19 protein-coding genes and 2 pseudogenes are annotated in these 19838 nt (G+C 70.7%); 12 read left to right on the top strand and 9 right to left on the bottom strand.

All coding sequences use genetic code 11. The annotated features are described in order from the left end of the window. Position 1 precedes the first annotated feature (1 nt). On the bottom strand, positions 2–1591 hold the full coding sequence (locus tag OG798_RS50995) for an FAD-dependent monooxygenase (protein WP_328760200.1): 1590 nt from the start codon (positions 1589–1591) through the stop codon (positions 2–4). A gap of 74 nt (positions 1592–1665) precedes the next feature. Between OG798_RS50995 and OG798_RS50990 the strand changes: the two genes are divergently transcribed. Continuing rightward, positions 1666–2388, top strand: coding sequence for a TetR/AcrR family transcriptional regulator (locus OG798_RS50990; protein ID WP_121413482.1), 723 nt, complete (start codon positions 1666–1668; stop codon positions 2386–2388). A 28-nt stretch (positions 2389–2416) separates the two neighbouring features. On the opposite strand, the gene OG798_RS50985 is transcribed toward OG798_RS50990, so the two are convergent. After that, on the bottom strand, positions 2417–2620 hold the full coding sequence (locus OG798_RS50985; RefSeq protein ID WP_328759652.1) for a hypothetical protein: 204 nt from the start codon (positions 2618–2620) through the stop codon (positions 2417–2419). Here OG798_RS50985 and OG798_RS50980 point away from each other — a divergent pair. From OG798_RS50980 to OG798_RS50970, 3 genes and pseudogenes are all read left to right on the top strand, one after another. Next, positions 2598–2942 (top strand): annotated as a pseudogene (locus OG798_RS50980) (PaaI family thioesterase); the annotation flags it as partial. The gene OG798_RS50985 and the pseudogene OG798_RS50980 sit on opposite strands and share 23 nt — an antisense overlap. Next, a complete protein-coding gene (locus tag OG798_RS50975; protein ID WP_328759651.1) occupies positions 2939–3787 on the top strand; it encodes an MBL fold metallo-hydrolase in 849 nt (282 codons plus the stop codon). The pseudogene OG798_RS50980 and the gene OG798_RS50975, both read left to right, overlap by 4 nt. After that, complete coding sequence (locus tag OG798_RS50970) at positions 3784–3915, top strand: hypothetical protein (RefSeq protein WP_328759650.1); 132 nt, start codon at positions 3784–3786, stop codon at positions 3913–3915. Before OG798_RS50975 ends, OG798_RS50970 begins: the two co-directional genes overlap by 4 nt. A gap of 87 nt (positions 3916–4002) precedes the next feature. Here OG798_RS50970 and OG798_RS50965 read toward each other — a convergent pair whose 3' ends face one another. Then, positions 4003–4914 carry a polysaccharide deacetylase family protein gene (locus OG798_RS50965; protein WP_328759649.1) on the bottom strand — a complete coding sequence of 304 codons (912 nt, stop codon included), beginning with the start codon at positions 4912–4914 and terminating at the stop codon, positions 4003–4005. A 635-nt stretch (positions 4915–5549) separates the two neighbouring features. Beyond that, positions 5550–6470 (bottom strand): annotated as a pseudogene (locus tag OG798_RS50960) (ADP-ribosylglycohydrolase family protein); the annotation flags it as partial. A 328-nt stretch (positions 6471–6798) separates the two neighbouring features. Between OG798_RS50960 and OG798_RS50955 the strand changes: the two are divergent. Beyond that, on the top strand, positions 6799–7263 hold the full coding sequence (locus OG798_RS50955; protein ID WP_097228600.1) for a DUF5709 domain-containing protein: 465 nt from the start codon (positions 6799–6801) through the stop codon (positions 7261–7263). Between the two features lie 52 nt (positions 7264–7315). On the opposite strand, the gene OG798_RS50950 is transcribed toward OG798_RS50955, so the two are convergent. Then, positions 7316–7822, bottom strand: a complete 507-nt coding sequence (locus tag OG798_RS50950) for an FG-GAP repeat protein (RefSeq protein WP_328759648.1) — start codon at positions 7820–7822, stop codon at positions 7316–7318. Beyond that, on the bottom strand, positions 7771–8544 hold the full coding sequence (locus OG798_RS50945; protein WP_328759647.1) for an FG-GAP-like repeat-containing protein: 774 nt from the start codon (positions 8542–8544) through the stop codon (positions 7771–7773). Before OG798_RS50945 ends, OG798_RS50950 begins: the two co-directional genes overlap by 52 nt. Before the next feature lie 98 nt (positions 8545–8642). Between OG798_RS50945 and OG798_RS50940 the strand changes: the two genes are divergently transcribed. Beyond that, positions 8643–10304, top strand: a complete 1662-nt coding sequence (locus OG798_RS50940) for a tetratricopeptide repeat protein (RefSeq protein WP_097228733.1) — start codon at positions 8643–8645, stop codon at positions 10302–10304. On the opposite strand, the gene OG798_RS50935 is transcribed toward OG798_RS50940, so the two are convergent. The 3 genes from OG798_RS50935 to OG798_RS50925 form a co-directional block, all read right to left on the bottom strand. Beyond that, the gene (locus OG798_RS50935; RefSeq protein WP_097228603.1) at positions 10297–11061 is read right to left on the bottom strand and encodes an SDR family NAD(P)-dependent oxidoreductase; all 765 of its coding nucleotides are present in this window, start codon (positions 11059–11061) and stop codon (positions 10297–10299) included. The genes OG798_RS50940 and OG798_RS50935 overlap by 8 nt on opposite strands. Positions 11062–11123: 62 nt before the next feature. Next, positions 11124–11861, bottom strand: coding sequence for an SDR family NAD(P)-dependent oxidoreductase (locus OG798_RS50930; protein WP_328759646.1), 738 nt, complete (start codon positions 11859–11861; stop codon positions 11124–11126). Positions 11862–12105: 244 nt separating this feature from the next. Then, entirely contained in the window at positions 12106–13005 is a 900-nt protein-coding gene (locus OG798_RS50925; protein WP_328759645.1) for a LysR family transcriptional regulator, read from the bottom strand. 166 nt (positions 13006–13171) lie between these two features. Between OG798_RS50925 and OG798_RS50920 the strand changes: the two genes are divergently transcribed. From OG798_RS50920 to OG798_RS50895, 6 genes are all read left to right on the top strand, one after another. Next, the gene (locus OG798_RS50920; RefSeq protein ID WP_328759644.1) at positions 13172–13948 is read left to right on the top strand and encodes an enoyl-CoA hydratase/isomerase family protein; all 777 of its coding nucleotides are present in this window, start codon (positions 13172–13174) and stop codon (positions 13946–13948) included. Then, positions 13945–14727 (top strand): maleylpyruvate isomerase family mycothiol-dependent enzyme, encoded by a 783-nt coding sequence (locus OG798_RS50915; protein ID WP_328759643.1) that lies wholly within the window; start codon positions 13945–13947, stop codon positions 14725–14727. Before OG798_RS50920 ends, OG798_RS50915 begins: the two co-directional genes overlap by 4 nt. A gap of 111 nt (positions 14728–14838) precedes the next feature. Beyond that, positions 14839–16311 carry a dihydrolipoyl dehydrogenase family protein gene (locus tag OG798_RS50910; protein WP_328759642.1) on the top strand — a complete coding sequence of 491 codons (1473 nt, stop codon included), beginning with the start codon at positions 14839–14841 and terminating at the stop codon, positions 16309–16311. A 291-nt stretch (positions 16312–16602) separates the two neighbouring features. Beyond that, positions 16603–17904: an extracellular solute-binding protein gene (locus tag OG798_RS50905; protein ID WP_328759641.1), complete on the top strand. Its 1302-nt coding sequence runs from the start codon at positions 16603–16605 to the stop codon at positions 17902–17904. 83 nt (positions 17905–17987) lie between these two features. Beyond that, positions 17988–18839, top strand: coding sequence for a carbohydrate ABC transporter permease (locus OG798_RS50900; RefSeq protein WP_328760199.1), 852 nt, complete (start codon positions 17988–17990; stop codon positions 18837–18839). Beyond that, on the top strand, positions 18836–19765 hold the full coding sequence (locus OG798_RS50895; RefSeq protein WP_328759640.1) for a carbohydrate ABC transporter permease: 930 nt from the start codon (positions 18836–18838) through the stop codon (positions 19763–19765). Before OG798_RS50900 ends, OG798_RS50895 begins: the two co-directional genes overlap by 4 nt. The last annotated feature ends 73 nt before the right edge of the window (positions 19766–19838 follow it).

The following is a 19838-nucleotide window of genomic DNA, read 5'->3' as shown; positions in this document are numbered from 1 at the left end:
TTCAGCCCATCGGCGCGTGCTCGGGTGAGGACGACGGCGCGCCGGCCCATCCACGCAGGGCGGTTTCGAGGCCGGTGACGGCGGCGACGTCGGTGGTGTCGGAGGCCCAGGCGACCACCCCGTCCGGGCGCACCAACACCCCGGTCGGCGTCGCGTGGTCGTCGGTCACGCTGCTCACTCGCCCGGCCCAGGCCGCGGCGAGGCGGGCGAAGGTGCCGTCCGGAGTGCGGTCGAGCAGCAGGAACCCGCCGCCGTGACCGTGGTCGGCCAGACGGGAACCGTCCGTCAGCCACAGGTCGGGGACGTAGCGGCCGACCAGCGGATGGTCGCCGGACAGGTCGATGCGCTGCGTGACACCGGAGATCTTCTTGACCGCGTAGGTCGTACCGTCCCGGGTGCTCAGCAGATCGGCGACGACCTCCCGGAGCGCGGCCGACTTGGCGTCCCCGCGCATCACCCCGATCTGGGCCCGCGTCCAGTCCAGCACCCAGGCGCCCAAGGGACGGCGCTCGGCGTCGTAGGTGTCGAGCAGCCCTTCGGGTGCCCACCCGGCGACCACGGCCCCGAGCTTCCAACCGAGGTTCATCGCGTCGCCGACCCCGAGATTGAGCCCCTGACCCCCGAACGGCGAGTGTACGTGCGCGGCGTCGCCGGCCAGCAGCACCCGTCCCGACCGGTAGGCCGCGGCCTGGCGGGCGTTGTCGGTCCAGCGGGTCGCGGCGCCGCGCAGCGCGGTCAGCGTGACGTCGGTGCCCGAGACCCGCCGCAGGCTGGTCTGCAACTCCTCAAGGGTGACCGGCGGCACGGGGGTCCCCCTGCGCGAGCGAAGCCGAGTGTGGGGGAGGTCGGCGGGAGCACCGAACTCCACGGTGACCACCCGCCCGGGCTGGGGCCCGTAGCGGTACGCCCCTCGGGTGGACCACACCCATCCGTTCGCGAGCTTCTCCGGGTCGGCGATGTCGGCGACCGCCAGGTGCCCGGTGAGTTCAGGGTCGGTGCCGGGGAAGTCGATGCCCGCGAGGCGGCGTACGGTGCTGCGCCCGCCGTCGCACCCGACCAGCCACCCGGTGCGCACCGTGCCGGCCGTGGTGCCGACGAGGACGCCGTCGCCGGTGTCTTCGAGCGCGGTGACCTCCACCCCGCGATGCACCGGTACGCCGAGTCGCGCGACATGGTCGGCCAGCAGTTCCTCCAGCTCACGCTGCGGCACCATCCTCGCTCCGTCGACCGCGGCGTGCGCGGCGAGGTCGGCATCGGACCAGTCCACGAGGCCGGCGTCGAGGACCATCCCCGCGAAATGCCCGGTGAACCGCGACTCGCGCGCTCGTTGGCCGCCTCCTGGCTGCTGGTCGCCGGCCACGCGAGCGAACGACCCCACCCGCTCGAGCACCTCTCGCTGCACGTTTTCGGCGGCAGACAGCAGGCCGCGGCGGTCCAGCGCCTCGGCCGTCGGCACGTTGATCGACCCCGCCTTCATCGCCACGGCCGGCTCGGCCAATCGCTCGAGCACCTGCACCGTCGCTCCGGAGAGCGCCAGCTCCGCGGCGAGCACGAGGCCCACCGGCCCGGCTCCGACCACGGTCACGTCCACATTCTGGTTCACATCGATATGCACGAACAGTGTTCTACAAACGAACACTGTTCGTGTCAAGTTATAGTGGTCGGGTGAACCCGAGAGAACGACGCGCGGCGCGCCACCAACTGCCGAATCCCGAGGTCGAAGCCGCCCCCCGGCAGCGGCGCCGCAAGGCCCCGATCACCGTGGACCAGGTCATCGACACCGCGCTGGGGGTGATCGCCACAGAGGGCTACGAGGCCCTGACCATGCGCCGACTGGCCGGCGCGCTCGACACCGGACCCGCCTCGCTCTACGCCCACGTGGTCAACAAGGCCGACCTCGACGAACTGCTCATCGCGCGGCTGTGCGCCGAGCTCGTACCACCCGAGCCCGACCCCGCAGCCTGGCGGGAGCAGATCCGCAGCGTGTGCATCCAGATGCGCGACCAGTATCTGAGATACCCCGGAATCTCCCGCGCCGCGCTCGCCATGGCCCCCACCGACCTCGAGACCCTGCGCGTCAGCGAAGGAATGCTGGCGATCCTGATCGCCGGCGGCGTCACCCCGCAGGCCGCCGCCTGGGCCATCGACGCCCTCTTGCTGTACGTGGCCGCCTACTGCCTGGAGATCTCCATCCTGAATCAGCGCAAGGTCCACAACGAGGCGGACTGGGTCGTCGACACCGACGAGCTCCAGCGCCGACTGACCGCGCTGCCTGCCGAGGCCTTCCCTCACACCACCCGCTACGCGGCCGAGCTCACCGCCGGCGCGGGCCACGACCGGTTCGACTTCACCCTCGCCTTGATGATCGACGGCCTCGCCCACCGCTAGCCAGACGTCACCGTGGTGCGACCGGGGGTCAGTTCACGGTTGCCGGGCGGAGCGCGGTTACGACCGTGAAGGCCGTCCACGACGCGCGTTCGACGACCAGGCGACGCAGCGTGCGTACCTGGCGGGGGGTGTTCCAGCCGAGTACGCCGACCACCCTCCCGTGGTGGCCGTAGGCGGCGGCGAAGTATCCGTCGACCGGGTCTCCGTGGATCGCGCCGGGCCGTGTGCACATCGTCCTCCCGAGCCGGCCCGAAGTGACCCAGCAGCATGGCTACTTCCACGCCGGCGCCACCAGCGCGATCGCGGACACCTCGGGCGGCTACGCGGCGTTCACGCTCTTCCCGGAGAACACCGACGTGCTCACGGTCGAGTACAAGATCAATCTCCTGGCACCCGCCGTCGGCGACCACATCGAGGCGGTCGGAACGGTCCTGAAGTCCGGACGCACCCTGACCGTGTGCCAGTTGGAGGTGTTCGGCGTCCAGGACGGCCGGCGGTCGCTCGTCGCCAACGGCCAGCAGACGCTGATCCGCGTGAACAGGCCCGAAGGGTGAGCCCGCAGCCACTGCCGTCCTGGGTGACCTGGCAGCAGAGGCCGTTCCCCGATGCCAACCTCCTTCTGCTCCACGGACGCCGACCGGCCCTGGTCGACAGCGGATTCGTCGGCCACGCCGAGGACACGGCCGCCTGGGCCCGCGCCCACGCCGGAGACGTCGGCCTGGTCGTGAACACCCATTGGCACTCCGACCACGTCGGTGGCAACGCCCTCCTGCAGGCGGGCGGCGCCGGCATCGCGGCCGGTGCCCCGGAGGCGGACGCCGTCGCCCGCCGGGACCCGGGCTGCTGCGCTGCGGAATACCTCGACCAGCCCGTAAGCCCGTACACCATCGACATGGCGCTCGACGACGGTCAGGTCCTCCGCCTCGGTGAAGCCGACTGGGAAGTGGTCAGCACCCCCGGGCACACACCCGGACACCTCGCGCTGTGGCAGCCGGAAGAGCGACTCCTCGTGGTGGGGGACGCGCTTTCGGACTACGACGTCGGCTGGGTGAACCTCGCCCTCGACGGGCCCGACGCGGCCGCCACCGCTCTCGCCTCCCTGAAGCGCATGGCCGACCTCGCCCCGCGCGTGCTGCTCCCCTCGCACGGGCCGATCCCCGCCGACCCCGGTGCGGCCTTCGTCACCGCGCTGCGCCGCGCGCGGCGTCTCGTCGACGATCCCGACGGAACCATTTGGTACGGGGCCCGGCGGATCTTCGCCTTCGCCCTCATGATCCGCGGCGGAATCCCCACCGACGAGGTCGAGCCGTACCTGCACGCGCGGGCCTGGCTGACCGACGCCGCGCGCCTTCTGGGCGCCTCACGCCCGAAGCACTCGCCGCCGAGCTCATCGCCATGATGCTCCGCAGCGGCGCCGTCATCCTTCGGGACGGGCGCCTGCACGCCCCCGCCGAGCACACCCCGGTCGAGGCGGAGACGTTGCGTGTGCCGTACCCGCGTGCGTGGCCGACGCTGGAGCCGCGCTGACTCCAGGGCGACCGCGTCACGTCGACCGAGTCGACCGCTGCATGAACCGGGCCTCTCGACAGTCGCCGCCCCGGCCCGGACGCGCCGTCAGCGGAGGGCGTCCGAAAGGCGGGTGAAGCTGTGGCCGGTGGCCAGCAGTTGGGGGACGGCGGCAGTGATGCCTCGGGCAGTGCCACCCCGGGGATGGTTCATGTGGCAGATGACGATCGATCCGCCGGGGGCTGCGGCGACCGTCGTACGGACCTGTTCGGGGGTGAAGGTGGCGCCGCCGTCGCCGTTGACCGAGAAGCTGACGAAGCGTTCTCCCAGGGCGGTGACGATCCGTGCCGCGACGTCGTCGCAGTAGGCGGTGCCGGAGCGGAAGAAGCGTGGCGGCGTGCCCAGTAGCCGGGTGAGCTTGGTTCGGTTGCCGGAGATCTCGTCGTACACCTCGGCGGCGCTGCGGGTGCCAGGGATGCCGTAGGCGGGGCGGCCGGTGACCGACAGCGGGCGGTGACGGGTGCCGTGGTTGGCGATCTCGAACAGCGGCTCGGCGGCCAGCCGGCGGAAGATGGCGGGGTTGGCGTCGATCCAGCGGGAGTTGATGAACAAGGTCGCGGGTATCTCCCGTCGACGCAGGAAGTCGATCAACGCACGGTCGTAGCCGCTGCCGCCCGGGCCGCCACAGGCGTCGAAGGTCAGGGCGATCACGCGTCTGGCGGTCGGCAACGCGTGGACCACGGCGGGTGCGTCGAAGCCCCAGGTATGCGGCACCGCGTGCCCGAAGCGGGCCACGATGTCGGCGCGGGTGACGGCGCGGGACGCGCTGGGCGCGGTGGCGGAGGGCGCGGTGGCCGACGGGCTGGAGCCTGGGGTACTCGTGCCGGTTGCGATCGCCTCGGATGTGGAGGAGGAACCGGTGACGGAGGCGCTGCGGTTGGCCGTGCTCTGGGGGCCCGCACAGCCGGCGAGGGCGCCTCCCGCGATGGCCGCCAGCACTGTCCGGCGACTGGGTGTCATCCGTTCCCCTTGTTCGAAGATCCTCGACGGGACACCCCGCTACGGGAACCGTACGCGGCGGAAGCGACATGATCAGTAAGAGGGCGGCAAGGGTTCGCCAACAATCCCTTGTAGATCATCTACCGCGTCGGGCACGGGACCCGGCGTACGCAAGCGGCGGCGGGACTGCGCCCGCTCGCCGCTCAGGTGGTCCTCTCGGCCTTGGCCGCCGCCTCCTCGGTGCGGCGCAACTCCTGGTAGCGATTCCACAGTTCGGGCCGGGAGTCGTCCATGTACCAGGCACGCAGGAAGAGTTCGAGGAAGGCGCTCTCCGTCTCGTCGCCGCCGCGGCGGTACAGCTCCGGGTCCGACTCGACCAGCGCGGCCACCGGCCGCCGGCCGGCCGGGCCCTCGGCCACGGTCACCCGGAAAATGGCACGGCCGGTCCAACTGCGATGCAGCGTCAGCTGGTTACCCTCCAGGTACGCGTCCCACTTCTCGTCCATGCTCAGCGCCCGCACACCGTGCCGGACACGCTGCCACTGCCCCGGAGTCCACACCAACTCCGGCACGGGGACCGGCTCGGGGCGGCGCAGCGGCGTCACGTCGCGACCCAGCCCGGCGCGGCTGAGGTCCTCACCCGGTTCGCCCTCGCGCACCCACTCCGGCAGCGCCTCCGACGCAGCCCGCCACGCGGCAGGTATCCCCGCCGTGCCCACCCGAGCGGCGACGATTCCGCCGACGATCGCGCAGGTGGTGTCGACGTCCCCGCCCACCGACGCGCACGCCCACAACGCCTCCGCGAAGTCGTCCAGGTGCCGGGCCGCGCACCACAGGGCGAAGGGCACCGTGTCCGCCGCGCTCACCCGCCGGCCGTTGCCCAGCCGGTGCGCCGCGTACTCGGCGTGCGGCTGGCCCAGCAACTGCCGCGCCTCGGCCACCCCCGACCGGATCCGTCCCTCCGGTGTCAGCTCCTCCACCGCCGCCAGCAACTGGGCTCCGGTCGCCGGCCGAGCGCGCCCGCGGGCGGCGCACGCGGTTCCCACCGCCACGGCGACCGCCCCGGCCACCGCCTCCGGATGGGTGTGCGTCACCCGCGCCGACCGCCCGGCCTGCGCGGCCGCCTCAGCCAGATCCACGGCGAACCAAGCACCCAAAGGCGCCACCCGCATCGCGGCCCCATTGCCCCACGACCCCTGGCCGTCGAACAGTTCCGCGGCCAGCTCCTGCCACCTGCCGCCCTCGCGTACCAGGCGCAGCAGCCGGTTCATCGCCGGACCGTAGCCCCGGTCGAAGTCGTGCCTGTGGGCGAAGCTGTGCGCCAGTTCGTGCTGGTCCACGCTGCCGCGTCGGCGCAGCACGCCGAAGACCGAGCAGGCCATCTCCGTGTCGTCCGTCCACGGCCATTCCGCGGCAGGCAATCGCCGCTCCCGCAGGCCGGGGAGATTGTCGGGTACGAAGAACTGGGCGCCGAAGGCGTCACCCACCGCCACGCCGCGCAGAGCGTCGCGGGCGGCGGAGCGGTGATCGAAGGAAGGGCAGGCGGAGGGATCGAGGGAGGGGAACTCAGCGGGCATCTCCCCCATCCTGCCAAGCCGACCTGCCGCAGCGCCACGGCAATTGCCAGGCGTTGACCGCCTCGCAGGCCTGGTGGTGAGTCGTCCAGTGCGAGGCGTCCAGGTGTTCTGCCGACCGGGCGTCCTCCCGGCGAGCAGCCGGGAGTGGCGGATGGGAGTTCTGGGAATGGTGCGTTGGGGGAACAGACCCGGTGCGCGGAGAGTCAGACGCGCCTCGGTCTCTGGTCCTAGGCTGATGTTCCCACTCCGCCCAGGAGAGTTCCCTCCGGTCCGGACAACCGTGTTCCCGTCAGATCCCTGGCAGGGAGCACCCAACAATGGAGCGCGCATGGCCTACGAGGCGATGGGTGATGACGTCTACCAGCCGGACGGGTCGGAGGTACAGGACGACGCCGGACTGCTGGACGTCTCGGACACCCTCGACGACCGCGGCATCGACGAGGCTCTCGACGAGGGCTACTCGCCCCCGGAGAAGCCTTGGGGCGTCGAGCACACCGGCGTCACGGCGGCGGAGCGGCAACGAGGCGAGAGCCTGGACGAGCGGCTTGCCGAGGAGGTACCGGATATCGCCGGCCAGGACGGCGACGGTATCGGGGACCTTTGGGACGGCGACGGGGAACTCATCGACGACGAGGTAGGCGACCTGCGGGCGGGCCGCCTCATCGCGCCGGACGAAGGTGCTCACGAGGACACCGAAAAGGACCTGATTGCCTACGACGTCGGCGTCGACGGGGCGGGCGCATCGGCCGAGGAGGCCGCGATGCACGTGATCCCCGACTCCGAGTCCTTCTAGCCTGCCCGGTTCGTCGTCCTTCTGGCCTCCCCGGTGCGCCGCGAGGCGGCCGTCAGCGGTGGAAGGCGGCACCGAAGCGCGCGCCGGACACGGGCGCGGCCAGGGTGCGCGGTCCGCAGCTCACCGACCTGGTCGCGGTGACACCGGAGGCGGTGCCGGGGAAGACCCACACGGCTCCCGAGCCGCTGTTCTCCTCCGGTGCCGAGACGGCGACGTGCCCGCCGACGACGGCGGTACGGCTGCCGAACCGGTCACCGTTCTCGGCCGTACCGGGCACCCCGGCCGTGTTCTGGCTGATGACCTGGACCCTGGTGCCGGAAAGACCCGTCGAACCGCCCCTGAGAACGGCGAAGGTGCCGGCGTCGGTCCGGCCGGCGAGGTCCTCGCCCGGGACACCGGTGACGACATCGGCGTAACCGTCCCCGGTGATGTCGCCGACGGAGACGTCGGTGCCGAAGCGGTCGCCGCTCTCCCCCGCCCCGGGGACTCCGCGGGTGTTCTGGCCGATCAGCGTGGCTCGCGCCGCGAACCCGTTCGCCGTGCCGCGCGCCACGCCCACGAGACCGCCCCTGCCGGCGTGCTGGGGCCGAAGACGGCGTCCGACCGACCGTCGGCGTCGATGTCACCGAGGGCGATGCTGTCCGCGGACACGGTGTCGGGGTAGGCGATGAACGGCCCTGCCACCAGACCGTTCCCAGTCCCCTTCAGCAGTCGCAGACGGGGCGGCGGGATCGTCCCTCCGTCGTCCGAGTCCCACGGACCACTGCTGACCACCAGGTCGGTGGTGCCGTCGCCGTCCACATCGCCCGCTTCCATGGCGTAGACACGGACGTCGAGGTCGACGAGGGGGCCGGTGCGGGCCGCTGCACCGCTTCGCCTGAAGGGCCCGTACCGCATCTGATAGGCCGTCGCCAGGTCCAGGTGCCCGTCCCCGTCGAAGTGACCGGCCCGGGTCTCCGCCCGGCCCTGTCCGACCGTGGTGACGGTGGCGAGCCCGCCTGCCCCTCCCCACACGACGGTCTGCAGCCCGACGTCACGCGCGCTGCCGATGTCCTCGCCCGGGGCTCCGACCACCAGGTCGGAGAAACCGTCACCGTCGAGGTCGGCGGCCGTGAGCGGACCGCCGGGGGCGGCGATCGCGACGTCGGTGTATCCGTCACCGTCGAAGTCGGCACGCACGGACGCCGCGGCATCGGCGGCGAGGGCGCCCGCAGGAGCACCTTCGGCGTGGGACACCGCTGTCCCCGCCCCCGCCACGGCGATGACGGCGGCGGCGGACACGTGGAATCTCCGAAATAGACTCCAGGGGACTGTCCGCGTCCGTTGTATGCAGGAAGAAGCCGGTGTCGTCGAGCCGCATCCCTCTGCAGGAGATCCTCATGGACTACTTCGACCTCGGGACCTTGACCCGGCCCGTGTCGACCCGTTCGCCGGAAGCACAGTGCTGGTTCGACCGTGGTCTGGTGTGGAGTTACGCGTTCAACCACGAAGAGGCGGTCACCTGCTTCGAGTCGGCGGCCGCCGCGGATCCCGACTGCGCCATGGCGTACTGGGGTGTCGCATACGCGCTGGGCCCCAACTACAACAAGCCCTGGGAGTTCTTCGACGACGTCGATCTGCGGCGCACGGTGGAACGGACGCACGCCGCCGTCGAACGGGCTCACGCGCTGTGCGGCACGGCCACACCGACCGAGCGCGCGCTCATCGAGGCGCTGCGCGAGCGCTATCCCGCCGCGCGCGCCGTCGAGGACTGCTCCGTCTGGAACGAGCCGTACGCCGAGGCCATGCGTGCCGTGTACGAACTCGCGCCCGACGACCCTGATGTCGCCACGCTCTACGCGGACGCGCTGATGAACCTCACCCCGTGGCAGCTGTGGGACCTGCGCACCGGCGAGCCCGCCCCCGGTGCGCGCACGCTGGAGGCGAAGGCCGTCCTCGACCGCGCGTTGCTGACCGAGACCGGCGCCGATCACCCGGGCGTCCTGCACATGTACATCCATCTGATGGAGATGTCTCCGACGCCGGAGGAAGCCCTCACCGTCGCCGACCGGCTGCCGGGACTGGTACCGGACGCGGGGCACCTGCAGCACATGCCCTCCCACCTCGACGTGCTGTGCGGCGACTACCGACGGGTCGTGTCGGCCAACAGTGCCGCGATCAAGGCCGACGAGAAGTACCTGCGGCGGGCCGGCGCGATGAACTTCTACACGCTGTACCGCTCGCACGACTATCACTTCAAGATCTACGGTGCGATGTTCCTCGGCCGGTCCAGGACGGCGCTGGAGACGGCCGCGCAGCTGGAGGCGTCCATCCCCGAGGATCTGCTACGTGTGGAGAGCCCGCCCATGGCCGACTGGCTGGAGGGGTTCCTCGCCATGCGCGTGCACGTACTGATCCGGTTCGGCCGGTGGGAGGAGATCCTCGCGCTGCCGATGCCCTCCGACCCACAGTTGTACTGCGTCACCACGGCGATGCTGCACTACGCACGCGGAGTGGCGTACTCCGCCACCGGGGCGACCGTCGAGGCCGAGGCCGAACGCGAGCTGTTCCGCCGCGCGGTCGCACGGGTTCCCGAGACGCGGACGCTGTTCAACAACACCTGCCGGGACATCCTGGCCATCGCCGCCGCCATGCTCGACGGCGAACTCGAGTACCGCAGGGGCGAGTACGACCTCGCATTCGCCTCCCTGCGGCGCTCCATCGAACTCGACGACCACCTGCCCTATGACGAACCGTGGGGCTGGATGCAGCCGACCCGGCACGCCTACGGGGCACTCCTGCTCGAACAGGGCCGAGTCGCGGAGGCCGAGGCCGTCTACCGGGCCGACCTCGGACTCGACGACACGCTGCCCAGGTCCTCACAGCATCCGGGAAACGTCTGGGCACTCCACGGCTTCCACGAATGCCTCGTGCGGCTCGGCAAGACGGGGGAAGCCCGCATCATCGCCCAGCAACTCACCGTGGCCACCGCACTCGCGGACGTCCCGATCGATGCGTCGTGCTTCTGCCGACTCCAGCAGTGCTGTGGTCGGTTCAGTTGACGCTTTGCCCGCCGTCGACCATCAGTGTCTGGCCGGTGATGTAGGAGGAGAGGTCCGACAGTAGGAAGAGGGTCGCGTTGGCTACTTCCTCGGGCTCACCGAGCCGGCCCAGCGGGATCTTCTCGCCATGTGGGTGGTACTCAGTGCCGTCCTCGTTCCTGGTGATGCCGTTTTCGGTGAGAGGGGTGCGGATCACCGTCGGGTTGACGCTGTTGACGCGGATGCCGTCTGGGCCGAGTTCGACCGCGGCGGCGCGGGCGAGCGCGGTGACGCCGCCCTTGCTGGCGCTGTAGATCGAGATGCCCTCGATCCCCAACTCGGCGAAGACGGACCCGTTCAGCACGATCGAGCCGCCTTCCTTCTGGCGCTTCATCTGCGCCGCTTCCGCCTGGAGGTAGAAGAACGTGCTCTTGAGGTTGCCGTCCACCAGGACGTCCCAGGTCTTCTCGTCCAGCTCCGTCAGCGGACCGACCATGGCGGTACCGGCGTTGTTGAACGCCGCATCCAGTCGGCCGAAGTGTGCGACGGTGCGACGCACCACGTCCCCGGCGCCGGCGACGTCGGTTGCGTCGGCCCGGATGAACAGCGCCTCACCTCCCGCCTTGGAGATCTCGTCGACCACCTGTTCGCCGACCTCGGCGCGACGGCCGGTGATGGCCACCTTGGCGCCTTCCTCGGCGAACAGGACGGCGGCGGCGCGGCCGATGCCCGATGTTCCACCAGTGACCAGCACTACTTTGTCGTTCAGAAGTCCCATGATTTTTCCTCTGGGGTGTCGATTCGTTGCCCGCTCGTTGCCCGCCTCCGCAGACAAGGGGGTCAGGTGAGGGCCACCGCTCCGCCGTCCACGGTGAGGACGGTTCCGGTGACGTAACTGGCCCGCGGAGAAGCCAGGAAAAGAATCGCCTCGGCGATCTCCTCGGGGGCGGCGAGCCGACCGAGCGGCACCTCGGCGCCGATGCGCTCGAAGCTCTCCTCGCCGATCATGCCGGCGACGTTCCGGGTGCGCGTGTGACCGGGCGCGACGGCATTCACCCGGACCCCGGGGCCGCCGAACTCGACCGCCCAGGTGCGGGTCAGGGACTCGACCGCGGCCTTCGTCGAGCCGTAGGCGGCGGTGCCGGGAATGCCGCGCTGTGCGGCGATCGTCGTGACGTTGACGATGCTGCCGCCGCCCCGGGCGGCCATCTTCTGCGCCAGCGCCGCGGTGAGGAAGAACGGTCCTTGCACATTCGTCTCGAAAAGCTGCTGGAACGCGTCCAGGCCCTGCTCCGCCGTGGGAGCGAACGGGAACGCTCCGGCATTGTTCACCAGCACGTCCACGTCGCTCGCCTCCTCGACGAGCCTGCGCACGGACTCCGGATCCCGCAGGTCGGCCTGGAGGAAACGTGCCCTGCCGCCGTGCTCGCCGAGCACGGCCGCGGCCTTGGCGCCGGCTTCCACACTCCGGCCGGCGATCACGACCTCGGCTCCCTCACGGGCGAGCAACCGTGCCGTCGCGAAACCAATGCCGGTCGCGCCCCCGGTCACGAGCGCCTTCCGGTCTCGGAACTCCATGTTCCTGTCCTTTCCATCAGTGACATCCGTGACATCGGTTGACATCAGGTGACGTCGCGGCGTGTTGACCACCGCGATGTCGTAGAACCGATGGAGCGGTCGGCGCCATGCCCTCCGGCCATTCGTCCTCGCAGGCCCGGCCATCAGGAATGTTTATGGTCCGGATGGCGCTGCGGGTCGCCAACGCCCCAGCCCACCCGATGCTCGCCCGTCGGGCGGCAGTGTCACCGGACGCGGCAGCGGGTCAGTCGCCCGTGTCGTTCCCCAGCGCCACCACGAAATGCCCGAGGTCCTGTCGGTGCGACCTGGCCTGCCACACCGCCCAGGTCCGACGCACCAGAGGGCTCCCTGCCAGGGGCTGCCACTCGACGTTCTCGGGCAAGGGGTGGAACCAGTGCGGCGGGGCCAGGGCGAAGGCCGTCCCGTCGCTCACCGCCGCCAGCTTCACTTCGGCAAGCAGCGTCTGCCCTCCCACGGCGGAGGCCTCGATGTCGATGCCGTGTCCACGCAGTACGGCGGTGACCTCGTCGTACCAGGCGGGGCTTCCGGAGCGGGGGAAGCCGACCCAGTGGAGTCCGGCGAGGGAGTCGAGCCGAACACCCTCCGGGCCGGACAGTTCGGCGGCCCGCTCGGCCGCGAGCAGCACGCCCAGCCGCTCCTCCATGACCCTGATCGCGTCCAGGTCGCCCCCGGGCGGGCGCTCGCGCAGCAGGCCGATGTCGAGTTCTCCGGTGCGCAGGGCCGCCGTCTGGTCCGCCGTGGACATGTGCCGGGGTTCCACCCGAGTCTCGGGACATGCGTCCGCGAGTGCGGCCAGCGGGCGGGTCAGGAACCCGGGGGGCAGTTCGAGCGGGATTCCGAGCCGCAGGACGGAGCCACCCGGTGCGGCGTGCCGGGCGACGACGGCGACGGCCTGGTCGTACCGGGCGAGCACCGCACGGGACTCGGCCAGCAGAGTCGTGCCGGCCTCGGTCGGCTGGACCCCGGTCGAACTGCGCACCAACAGGCCGACGCCGAACTCCCGCTCCAGCGCGAGCACCATCTGGGAGAGCCGGGGCTGGCTCATGTGGAGCCGGCGGGCCGCGGCGGACAGGGCGCCCTCCTCCACCACCGCCACGAAGGCCCGCATGTCCCGGAGATCCATGGTTCCCATCGCACCACATCGCCGGATCGCGGCACGCCCGCATGCCATAAACATCCCTGATGGAGGGTGGTCCCGGAGCGACTGGGCGAACGCTACGAACCGGCCTGCCGAGGTGCTTGTGTGGAAGAGCGGCGCACCATGGCGCCGCGCCACCGTAGGAGTGACCATGACCGGCGCAACACCCGAATACTTCACCGCCTTCAAGAACATCGCCTTGAGCCGCACCGACTCCGGAGTGCTGACTCTGCGCTTCCACACGGACGGCGGCCCGGCCACCTTCAGCGGACAGTTGCACACCGACTTTCCCCGCGCCCTGTTCGAGATCGGCGAGGACCGGGACAACCGGGTCCTGGTGCTGACCGGCACCGGGGACCGCTTCATGACCGAGATCGACGGCGCAAGCCTCGGGGACATCACCAAGCCCGCCCAGTGGGACCGCACCGTCGCCGAGGGCCGCCGGGTGATGCAGCGCTTGGTCGACCTGGAGATGCCGATCGTCGCCGCCGTCAACGGCCCGGCCGCCGTACACAGCGAGTACGCGCTGCTGGCCGACATCGTCGTGGCCGCGGACACCACCGTCTTCTCCGACTTTCCCCACCTGACCTTCGGCATCGTGCCCGGCGACGGCATCCAGATCGCCTGGGAAGAGGCCATCGGCGTCAACCGCACCCGCTACCTCACCCTCACCCAGGGCTCGTTCACCGCCGACCAGGCCGAACGGTGGGGCGCCGTCGCCGAGGTGCTGCCGCTGGAACGGGTGCTGCCCCGGGCCCAGGAACTCGCGGAGCGGCTCGCCGCCAAGCCGCAACTGCTCACCCGCTATCTGGCCGTCACCCTGCGGCAGCGGATCAGCCGCCGCATGGCCGAAGGCACCCAACTGGGCATGGCGCTCGAGGGTCTCACCGCCGCCGACCTGGCATACGGAAGCGGGGTCGAGGCGTGACCGCCGCCGACCGCTGGATCGGTGCACTGCACGAGTCGTCCCAGCGGCTGGGGCACGCTGTCGCCGACCTGCCGGCCGACCGTCTCGCCGAGGCCTCGTTCGCCGAGGGCTGGACGATCGGCCAGGTGCTGTCCCACCTGGGCAGCGGCGCGGAGATCTCCACCACGCTCGTGGAACGGGGCCTCAAGGGGGACGAGCGGGGCCCGGTCCGCGAGGAGCTCCTGCCGGTGTGGGAGCGGTGGGACGCGATGTCCCCCGTCGAACAGCGCGCCGCGTGGCGGGAGGCCGACGAACGCCATCTGGCGCTCCTGGACACGGTCGGCCCCGGGCAGCGAACGTCCCTGCGCGTCCCGTACTTCGCCGGACTGCTCGATCTGGCGTCGTACGCCGGCTACCGGCTGTCCGAGCAGGCCGTACACGCCTGGGACGTCATGGTGGCGCTGGACGAGCGGGCAGTGCTCGCCGCACCCGACGTGGCGCTGCTCTGGGAGCGGATCGACCTGGTGGCCACCCGCTTCCGCGACGCCGACGCCCTGACCCGCCTCGCACCGCAGCGCGTACGAGTGGAGCTCACCGACCCCGGCCAAGCGCTGCTCCTCGACATCGACACCGAACTCCACCTCTACCCGGCCCCTCCCACCGACCCCACCGCTCTCCTGACCGGCCCCGCGGAGTCGACACTGCGGCTCGTCTACGGCCGCAATCGCCCCCAGGACCCCCTGACCGCCACCGGCTCGATCTCCCTCGACGACCTGCGGACGCTCTTCCCCGGTTTTTGACCGGCCTCCGATCTGCCGCAGCCGTCACCGCCCACAGGGGAACTCGCGATCCGCCACGCCCCGTCGGCCGTGAGCCGAGCGGATCGCCACGTCCCGAGGAACGATGGAATCATGAACACTTCACCCGAAATCACTCCAGAAGCCGCCGCGAGAGACACCGCGGAAGACACCTACGACGTGATCGTGCTCGGGGCCGGCCCGGTCGGCCAGAACGTCGCCGACCGCGCCCGCGCGGCCGGGCTGACCGTCGCCGTGGTCGAGCGTGAACTGGTGGGCGGTGAGTGCTCGTACTGGGCCTGCGTGCCCAGCAAGGCACTGCTGCGGCCGGTCATCGCCGTCTCTGACGCACGCCGGGTCGACGGTGCCCGCCAGGCGGTCACCGGACGGCTCGACACCGCCAGGGTCTTCGCGCGGCGTGATCACTACGTCACCGACTGGGACGATTCGGGGCAGGCCAACTGGGTCAAGTCCATCGGCGCCGATCTGTTCCGCGGGCAGGGCCGGATCGACGGACCGCGCCGGGTGACCGTCACCGCCTCCGACGGCGGGCGCCGCACCCTCGACGCCCGCCACGCGGTCGCCATCGCCACCGGCAGCCGCCCCGTACTGCCCGACGTACCAGGCATCGAGGAAGCCCGTCCGTGGACCAACCGCGAGGGCACCGACTCCAGCCAGGTGCCCGGCCGGCTCGCCATCGTCGGCGGTGGAGGGGTGGGCGTGGAAATGGCCACCCTGTGGCAGGGCCTCGGCGCCCAGGTCACCCTGCTGGCCCGCCGCGCGCTGCTGCCCCGGATGGAGCCCTTCGTCGGCGACGCGGTCACCCAAGGGCTCACCGAGGCGGGCGCGGACGTACGCATCGGCGTCTCGGTGACCGGGCTGAGCCGCCCCGATCCGGCGGGCCCGGTCACCCTGAGCCTCGACGACGGGAGCCGACTGGAGGCCGATGAGGTCATGTTCGCCACCGGTCGGGCGCCACACACCGACGACATCGGCCTGGAGACCGTGGGCCTGGCCCCCGGATCCTGGCTCGATGTCGACGAGACCTGTCTGGTCCGAGGAACGGACGGCACCTGGCTCTACGCCCTCGGTGACGTCAACCACCGCGCCCTGCTCACCCACCAAGGCAAGTACCAGGCGCGGACGGCGGGCGACGCGATCGGCGCCCGCGCCAAGGGACTGCCGCTCGACAACGGGCCCTGGGGCGACCACGCCACCACCGCCGACCAGCACGCCGTGCCGCAGGTCTTCTTCTCCGACCCCGAGGCCGCTGCCGTGGGCCTGTCCGCCGAACAGGCCACCGGAGCCGGGCACCGCATCTCCGTGGTCGACGTGGACTTCGCCCAGGCCCAGGGGGCGAACCTGTACGCCGACGGCTACCAGGGTCAAGCCCGCATAGTTGTCGACCTCGACCGTGAGGTCCTCCTCGGGGTGACCTTCGTCGGCCCCGGCGTCAGCGAACTGCTGCACTCCGCGACCGTCGCGGTCGCGGGCGAGATCCCTCTCAAGCGACTGCGGCACGCCGTCGCCTGCTTCCCCACCGTCAGCGAAATCTGGCTGTTCATGCTCAAGGCCTACAAGAGCTAGCACTCACCGCCGACCGCCTGTCGGCAGATGCCGCGCACGACCACGAGCGTGTGCGCAAGCAGGAGGTCATCCGCGCATGCGATGCCGGACCCCGCCCGTGTCCACGGGCGGGGTCCGCTTCACGAAAGTCTTTCGTAACCGAGGCATTTCCCCTCCTTGTCCCGGGTGTGAAGGACATGTCAGTCTCCCGATCCAGCAGGCAGGCCGCCTCGGCGGGACATCCGAAAGCCTTTCGTAATGCTTTCCGATCCGCCTGACGCACCCACGGCGTGCAGAGAGATGAGGCAGAACATGCGCGGATTCCGGAACATCAGAGCCCGGCGCGTCATCGCGTCCGCCGTCACCGTCGCGGCGGCCTTCGGCCTTGCCGCGTGCGGGACTTCGGGACCGTCCACGACGACGTCGGCCAAGGGCCTGACGATGTGGGCACTGAACGACCAGGCGATCCTCAAGGAGTCCGTCGACGCCTACAACAAGGACCACCCCGACGAGAAGATCACGCTGCAGCTGTACGCGAACGACGACTACAAGCAGAAGCTGCGGGTGGCCTTCGGCGCGAACCAGGCACCGGACATCTTCTTCAGCTGGGGCGGCGGCGCGCTGGACGACTACGTCAAGGCGGGCAAGGTCGACGCGCTGACGGCGGCACAGGTGAAGACGGACCGGTTCACGCCGAGCGTGATGCAGAGCGCCACCCTCGGCGGCAAGGTCTACGGCGTGCCCGCCAACGGCCTCGCCCCGGTCGTCCTCTACTACAACAAGAAGGTGCTCAAGAGCGCGGGCGTGGAGCCGCCGAAGACATACGACGAGCTGATGACGGCCGTGGGGAAGCTGAAGGGCGACGGAGTGATCCCGCTGTCCCTCGCGGCGAACTCCAAGTGGCCGACGCTGATGTACCTGGAGTACCTACTCGACCGCATGGGCGGGACCCAGGCGTTCTCGAAGATCGCTTCCGGTGACGCCACGGCGTGGACGGACCCGACGGTCACCAAGGCCAACCAGTACCTCCAGGACCTGGCCAAGGCGGGCGCGTTCGGGAACAACGCCTCCTCCGTGAACTACGACCAGGGCGCCTCCACGGCTCTGCTCTACACCGGCAAGGCGGGCATGGAGGTGATGGGCACCTGGGAGTACGCCAACCTCGTCAAGGCCGCACCGGACTTCGTCAAGAAGGACCTGGGCTATGTCGCCTTCCCGACGCTGACCGGAGGCGCGGGCAACGCGAAGAGCATCGTCGGCAACCCCTCGAACTTCCTGTCGCTCAACGCGTCGAGCGGGCACAAGTCCGCTGCCGTCACCTACCTGAAGGACTACGTCCTCGACGACTCCCAGGTCGACGCCTACCTCGCGGCGGGCAGCGTGCCGCCGGTCAACGGTCTGGAGTCGAAGCTGGCGGCGACGAAGTCGTCCGACAAGGCGTGGCTGACGTTCGTCTACGACCTGGTGCAGAACGCCCCGAGCTTCCAGCTCTCCTGGGACCAGGCCCTGCCCTCGGACCAGGCCGACCCGCTCCTGACCAACGTCGACAAGTCGTTCCTGCGGCAGATCAAGCCCGAGCAGTTCGGCGTGAACATGAGCAAGGCGGGCTCGTAGTGGCCACCACGCTCCGCACCCCCCGTACGACCCCTACGACCCGTACGACCGGCCGTGGCGGGCGCCGTTTCAGCGGCGCTCTCATGGCGGCCCCCGCCCTGCTCCTCTTCGGTCTGTTCGGTCTGGTTCCCCTCGTGGGCGTGGTGCCGCTCGGCTTCGCCCGCTGGGACGGCCTGGGCTCCATCGGCTGGGCCGGCGGCGCCAACTGGAGTTCCGTCCTGACGGACGGCGCCACCTGGCAGGCGCTGTGGCTCACGGTCAAGGTGATGGTGATCAGCTGGCTGGTCCAGACACCGCTGGCTCTCGCCCTCGGCGTCTTCCAGGCGCCGCACGGGCGGCTGCGCTCCCTCTTCGCGGTGCTCTGGTTCCTGCCCCTGCTGCTGTCCGCCGTGGCGATCGGACTGACCTGGCAGGCCCTGCTCGACCCGTCGTTCGGCATCGGTGCCACGCCCGGACTGCACTGGCTGGCAAGGCCGTTGCTGGGCTCGCCGGACCTGGCGCTGTACACGGTGATCTTCGTGATCGCCTGGCAGTTCGTGCCGTTCCACGCACTGCTCTACCAGGCCGGGATACGGCAGATCCCGACCGCGCTGTACGAGGCCGCCGCGATCGACGGCGCCGGTCCTGCGACCCGGTTCCTGCGCATCACGCTGCCGCAACTGAAGTACACGATGGTCACGTCCAGCACGCTCATGCTGGTGGGCTCGCTGACGTACTTCGACCTCATCTTCGTGCTGTCCGGCGGCACCGGCGGTCCCGGCACCGCCACCCGCGTGCTGCCGCTGGCCATGTACATCACGGGTTTCCAGGCGCACGACATGGGTCGGGCCAGCGCGGTCGCCACTCTGCTGGTGGCGTTCGGCCTCGGTCTGTCGCTGCTGACCACCCGCCTGTCCGGGTTCACCCGGATGGACAGCCAACAGGAGGGCCTGTGAGCACCACCCTGACACGGACGCGCGCAGGCGTCGGCAAGGACGACGGGGCGGACGCCGCCGGGTGTCCGGCGACGGCGCGGCGGGCCCCCTGGCCGCACCGGGCGGCGACGGCCCTGCGCCGTGCCGTCACCGGCGGCGCCGCGCTGCTGTGGACGGCGCTGGTCGTCGTGCCCGTCTACTGGCTCGTCGTGACCAGCCTGCGCAGCGGTACGGACTTCACCACCGCGAGTCCGCTGGCCCCGCCCGGCCACCCCACCCTGGCGAACTACCGAACCGTCCTGGACGGCGACTTCGCGACCTATCTACTCAACAGCGCCGTCGTGACCGTGGCGACGGTCGTGTTCACCGTCGTCGCGGCCCTGATGGCGGCGTTCGCGATCGTCCGCAACTCCGGCAGCCGCTGGTCGCGGGTGACGTTCCGGCTGTTCCTGCTGGGACTGGCGATCCCGTTGCAGGCGGTCATCATCCCGGTGTACCTGCTGATCATCCGGATGCGGCTGTACGACAGCCTGGCGGCGATCGTGCTGCCGTCGGTGGCGTTCGCGCTGCCCATCACCGTGATGATCCTGGTGAGCTTCCTGCGGGACGTGCCCCGTTCCCTGTTCGAGGCGATGGTCGTCGACGGCGCGGGCGACTGGCGCATGCTGATCTCGCTCGCGGCGCCGCTGGCGCGCCCGGCGCTGGTGACGGTCGCCGTGTACGACGGCCTCCAGGTCTGGAACGGCTTCCTCTTCCCGCTGATCCTCACCCAGAGCGGCGACAAGGCGGTGCTGCCGCTCGCCCTGACGCTCTACCGGGGCCAGTTCGGCATCGACGTTCCGGCGACCATGGCCGCGGTGGTGCTCTCCACGCTGCCCATGTTCGTGGTGTTCGTGCTCGCCCGGCGCCAGCTCGTCGCCGGCCTCACCGCCGGATTCTCCAAGTAGCGGGCCACGCCCGTCTCACCACCTTCGTCTCAGCAACGCGTCCCGCGACGGCGGCCGGGTTGGCATGCCCGGC

Source organism: Streptomyces sp. NBC_00271, assembly GCF_036178845.1.
In the GTDB taxonomy this organism is placed as follows: domain Bacteria; phylum Actinomycetota; class Actinomycetes; order Streptomycetales; family Streptomycetaceae; genus Streptomyces.
The sequence above is the reverse complement of the archived record's forward strand: the minus strand, read 5'-3'. Positions and strand labels throughout refer to the sequence as shown.

Coding starts and splice junctions, on each gene's coding strand:
- OG798_RS50985 (WP_328759652.1), bottom strand. CDS start 2,620: ATGTGCACACGGCCCGGCGCGATCCACGGAGACCCGGTCGACGGATAC.
- OG798_RS50970 (WP_328759650.1), top strand. CDS start 3,784: ATGATGCTCCGCAGCGGCGCCGTCATCCTTCGGGACGGGCGCCTGCAC.
- OG798_RS50965 (WP_328759649.1), bottom strand. CDS start 4,914: ATGACACCCAGTCGCCGGACAGTGCTGGCGGCCATCGCGGGAGGCGCC.
- OG798_RS50955 (WP_097228600.1), top strand. CDS start 6,799: ATGGCCTACGAGGCGATGGGTGATGACGTCTACCAGCCGGACGGGTCG.
- OG798_RS50940 (WP_097228733.1), top strand. CDS start 8,643: ATGGACTACTTCGACCTCGGGACCTTGACCCGGCCCGTGTCGACCCGT.
- OG798_RS50935 (WP_097228603.1), bottom strand. CDS start 11,061: ATGGGACTTCTGAACGACAAAGTAGTGCTGGTCACTGGTGGAACATCG.
- OG798_RS50930 (WP_328759646.1), bottom strand. CDS start 11,861: ATGGAGTTCCGAGACCGGAAGGCGCTCGTGACCGGGGGCGCGACCGGC.
- OG798_RS50925 (WP_328759645.1), bottom strand. CDS start 13,005: ATGGATCTCCGGGACATGCGGGCCTTCGTGGCGGTGGTGGAGGAGGGC.
- OG798_RS50920 (WP_328759644.1), top strand. CDS start 13,172: ATGACCGGCGCAACACCCGAATACTTCACCGCCTTCAAGAACATCGCC.
- OG798_RS50910 (WP_328759642.1), top strand. CDS start 14,839: ATGAACACTTCACCCGAAATCACTCCAGAAGCCGCCGCGAGAGACACC.
- OG798_RS50905 (WP_328759641.1), top strand. CDS start 16,603: ATGCGCGGATTCCGGAACATCAGAGCCCGGCGCGTCATCGCGTCCGCC.
- OG798_RS50900 (WP_328760199.1), top strand. CDS start 17,988: ATGGCGGCCCCCGCCCTGCTCCTCTTCGGTCTGTTCGGTCTGGTTCCC.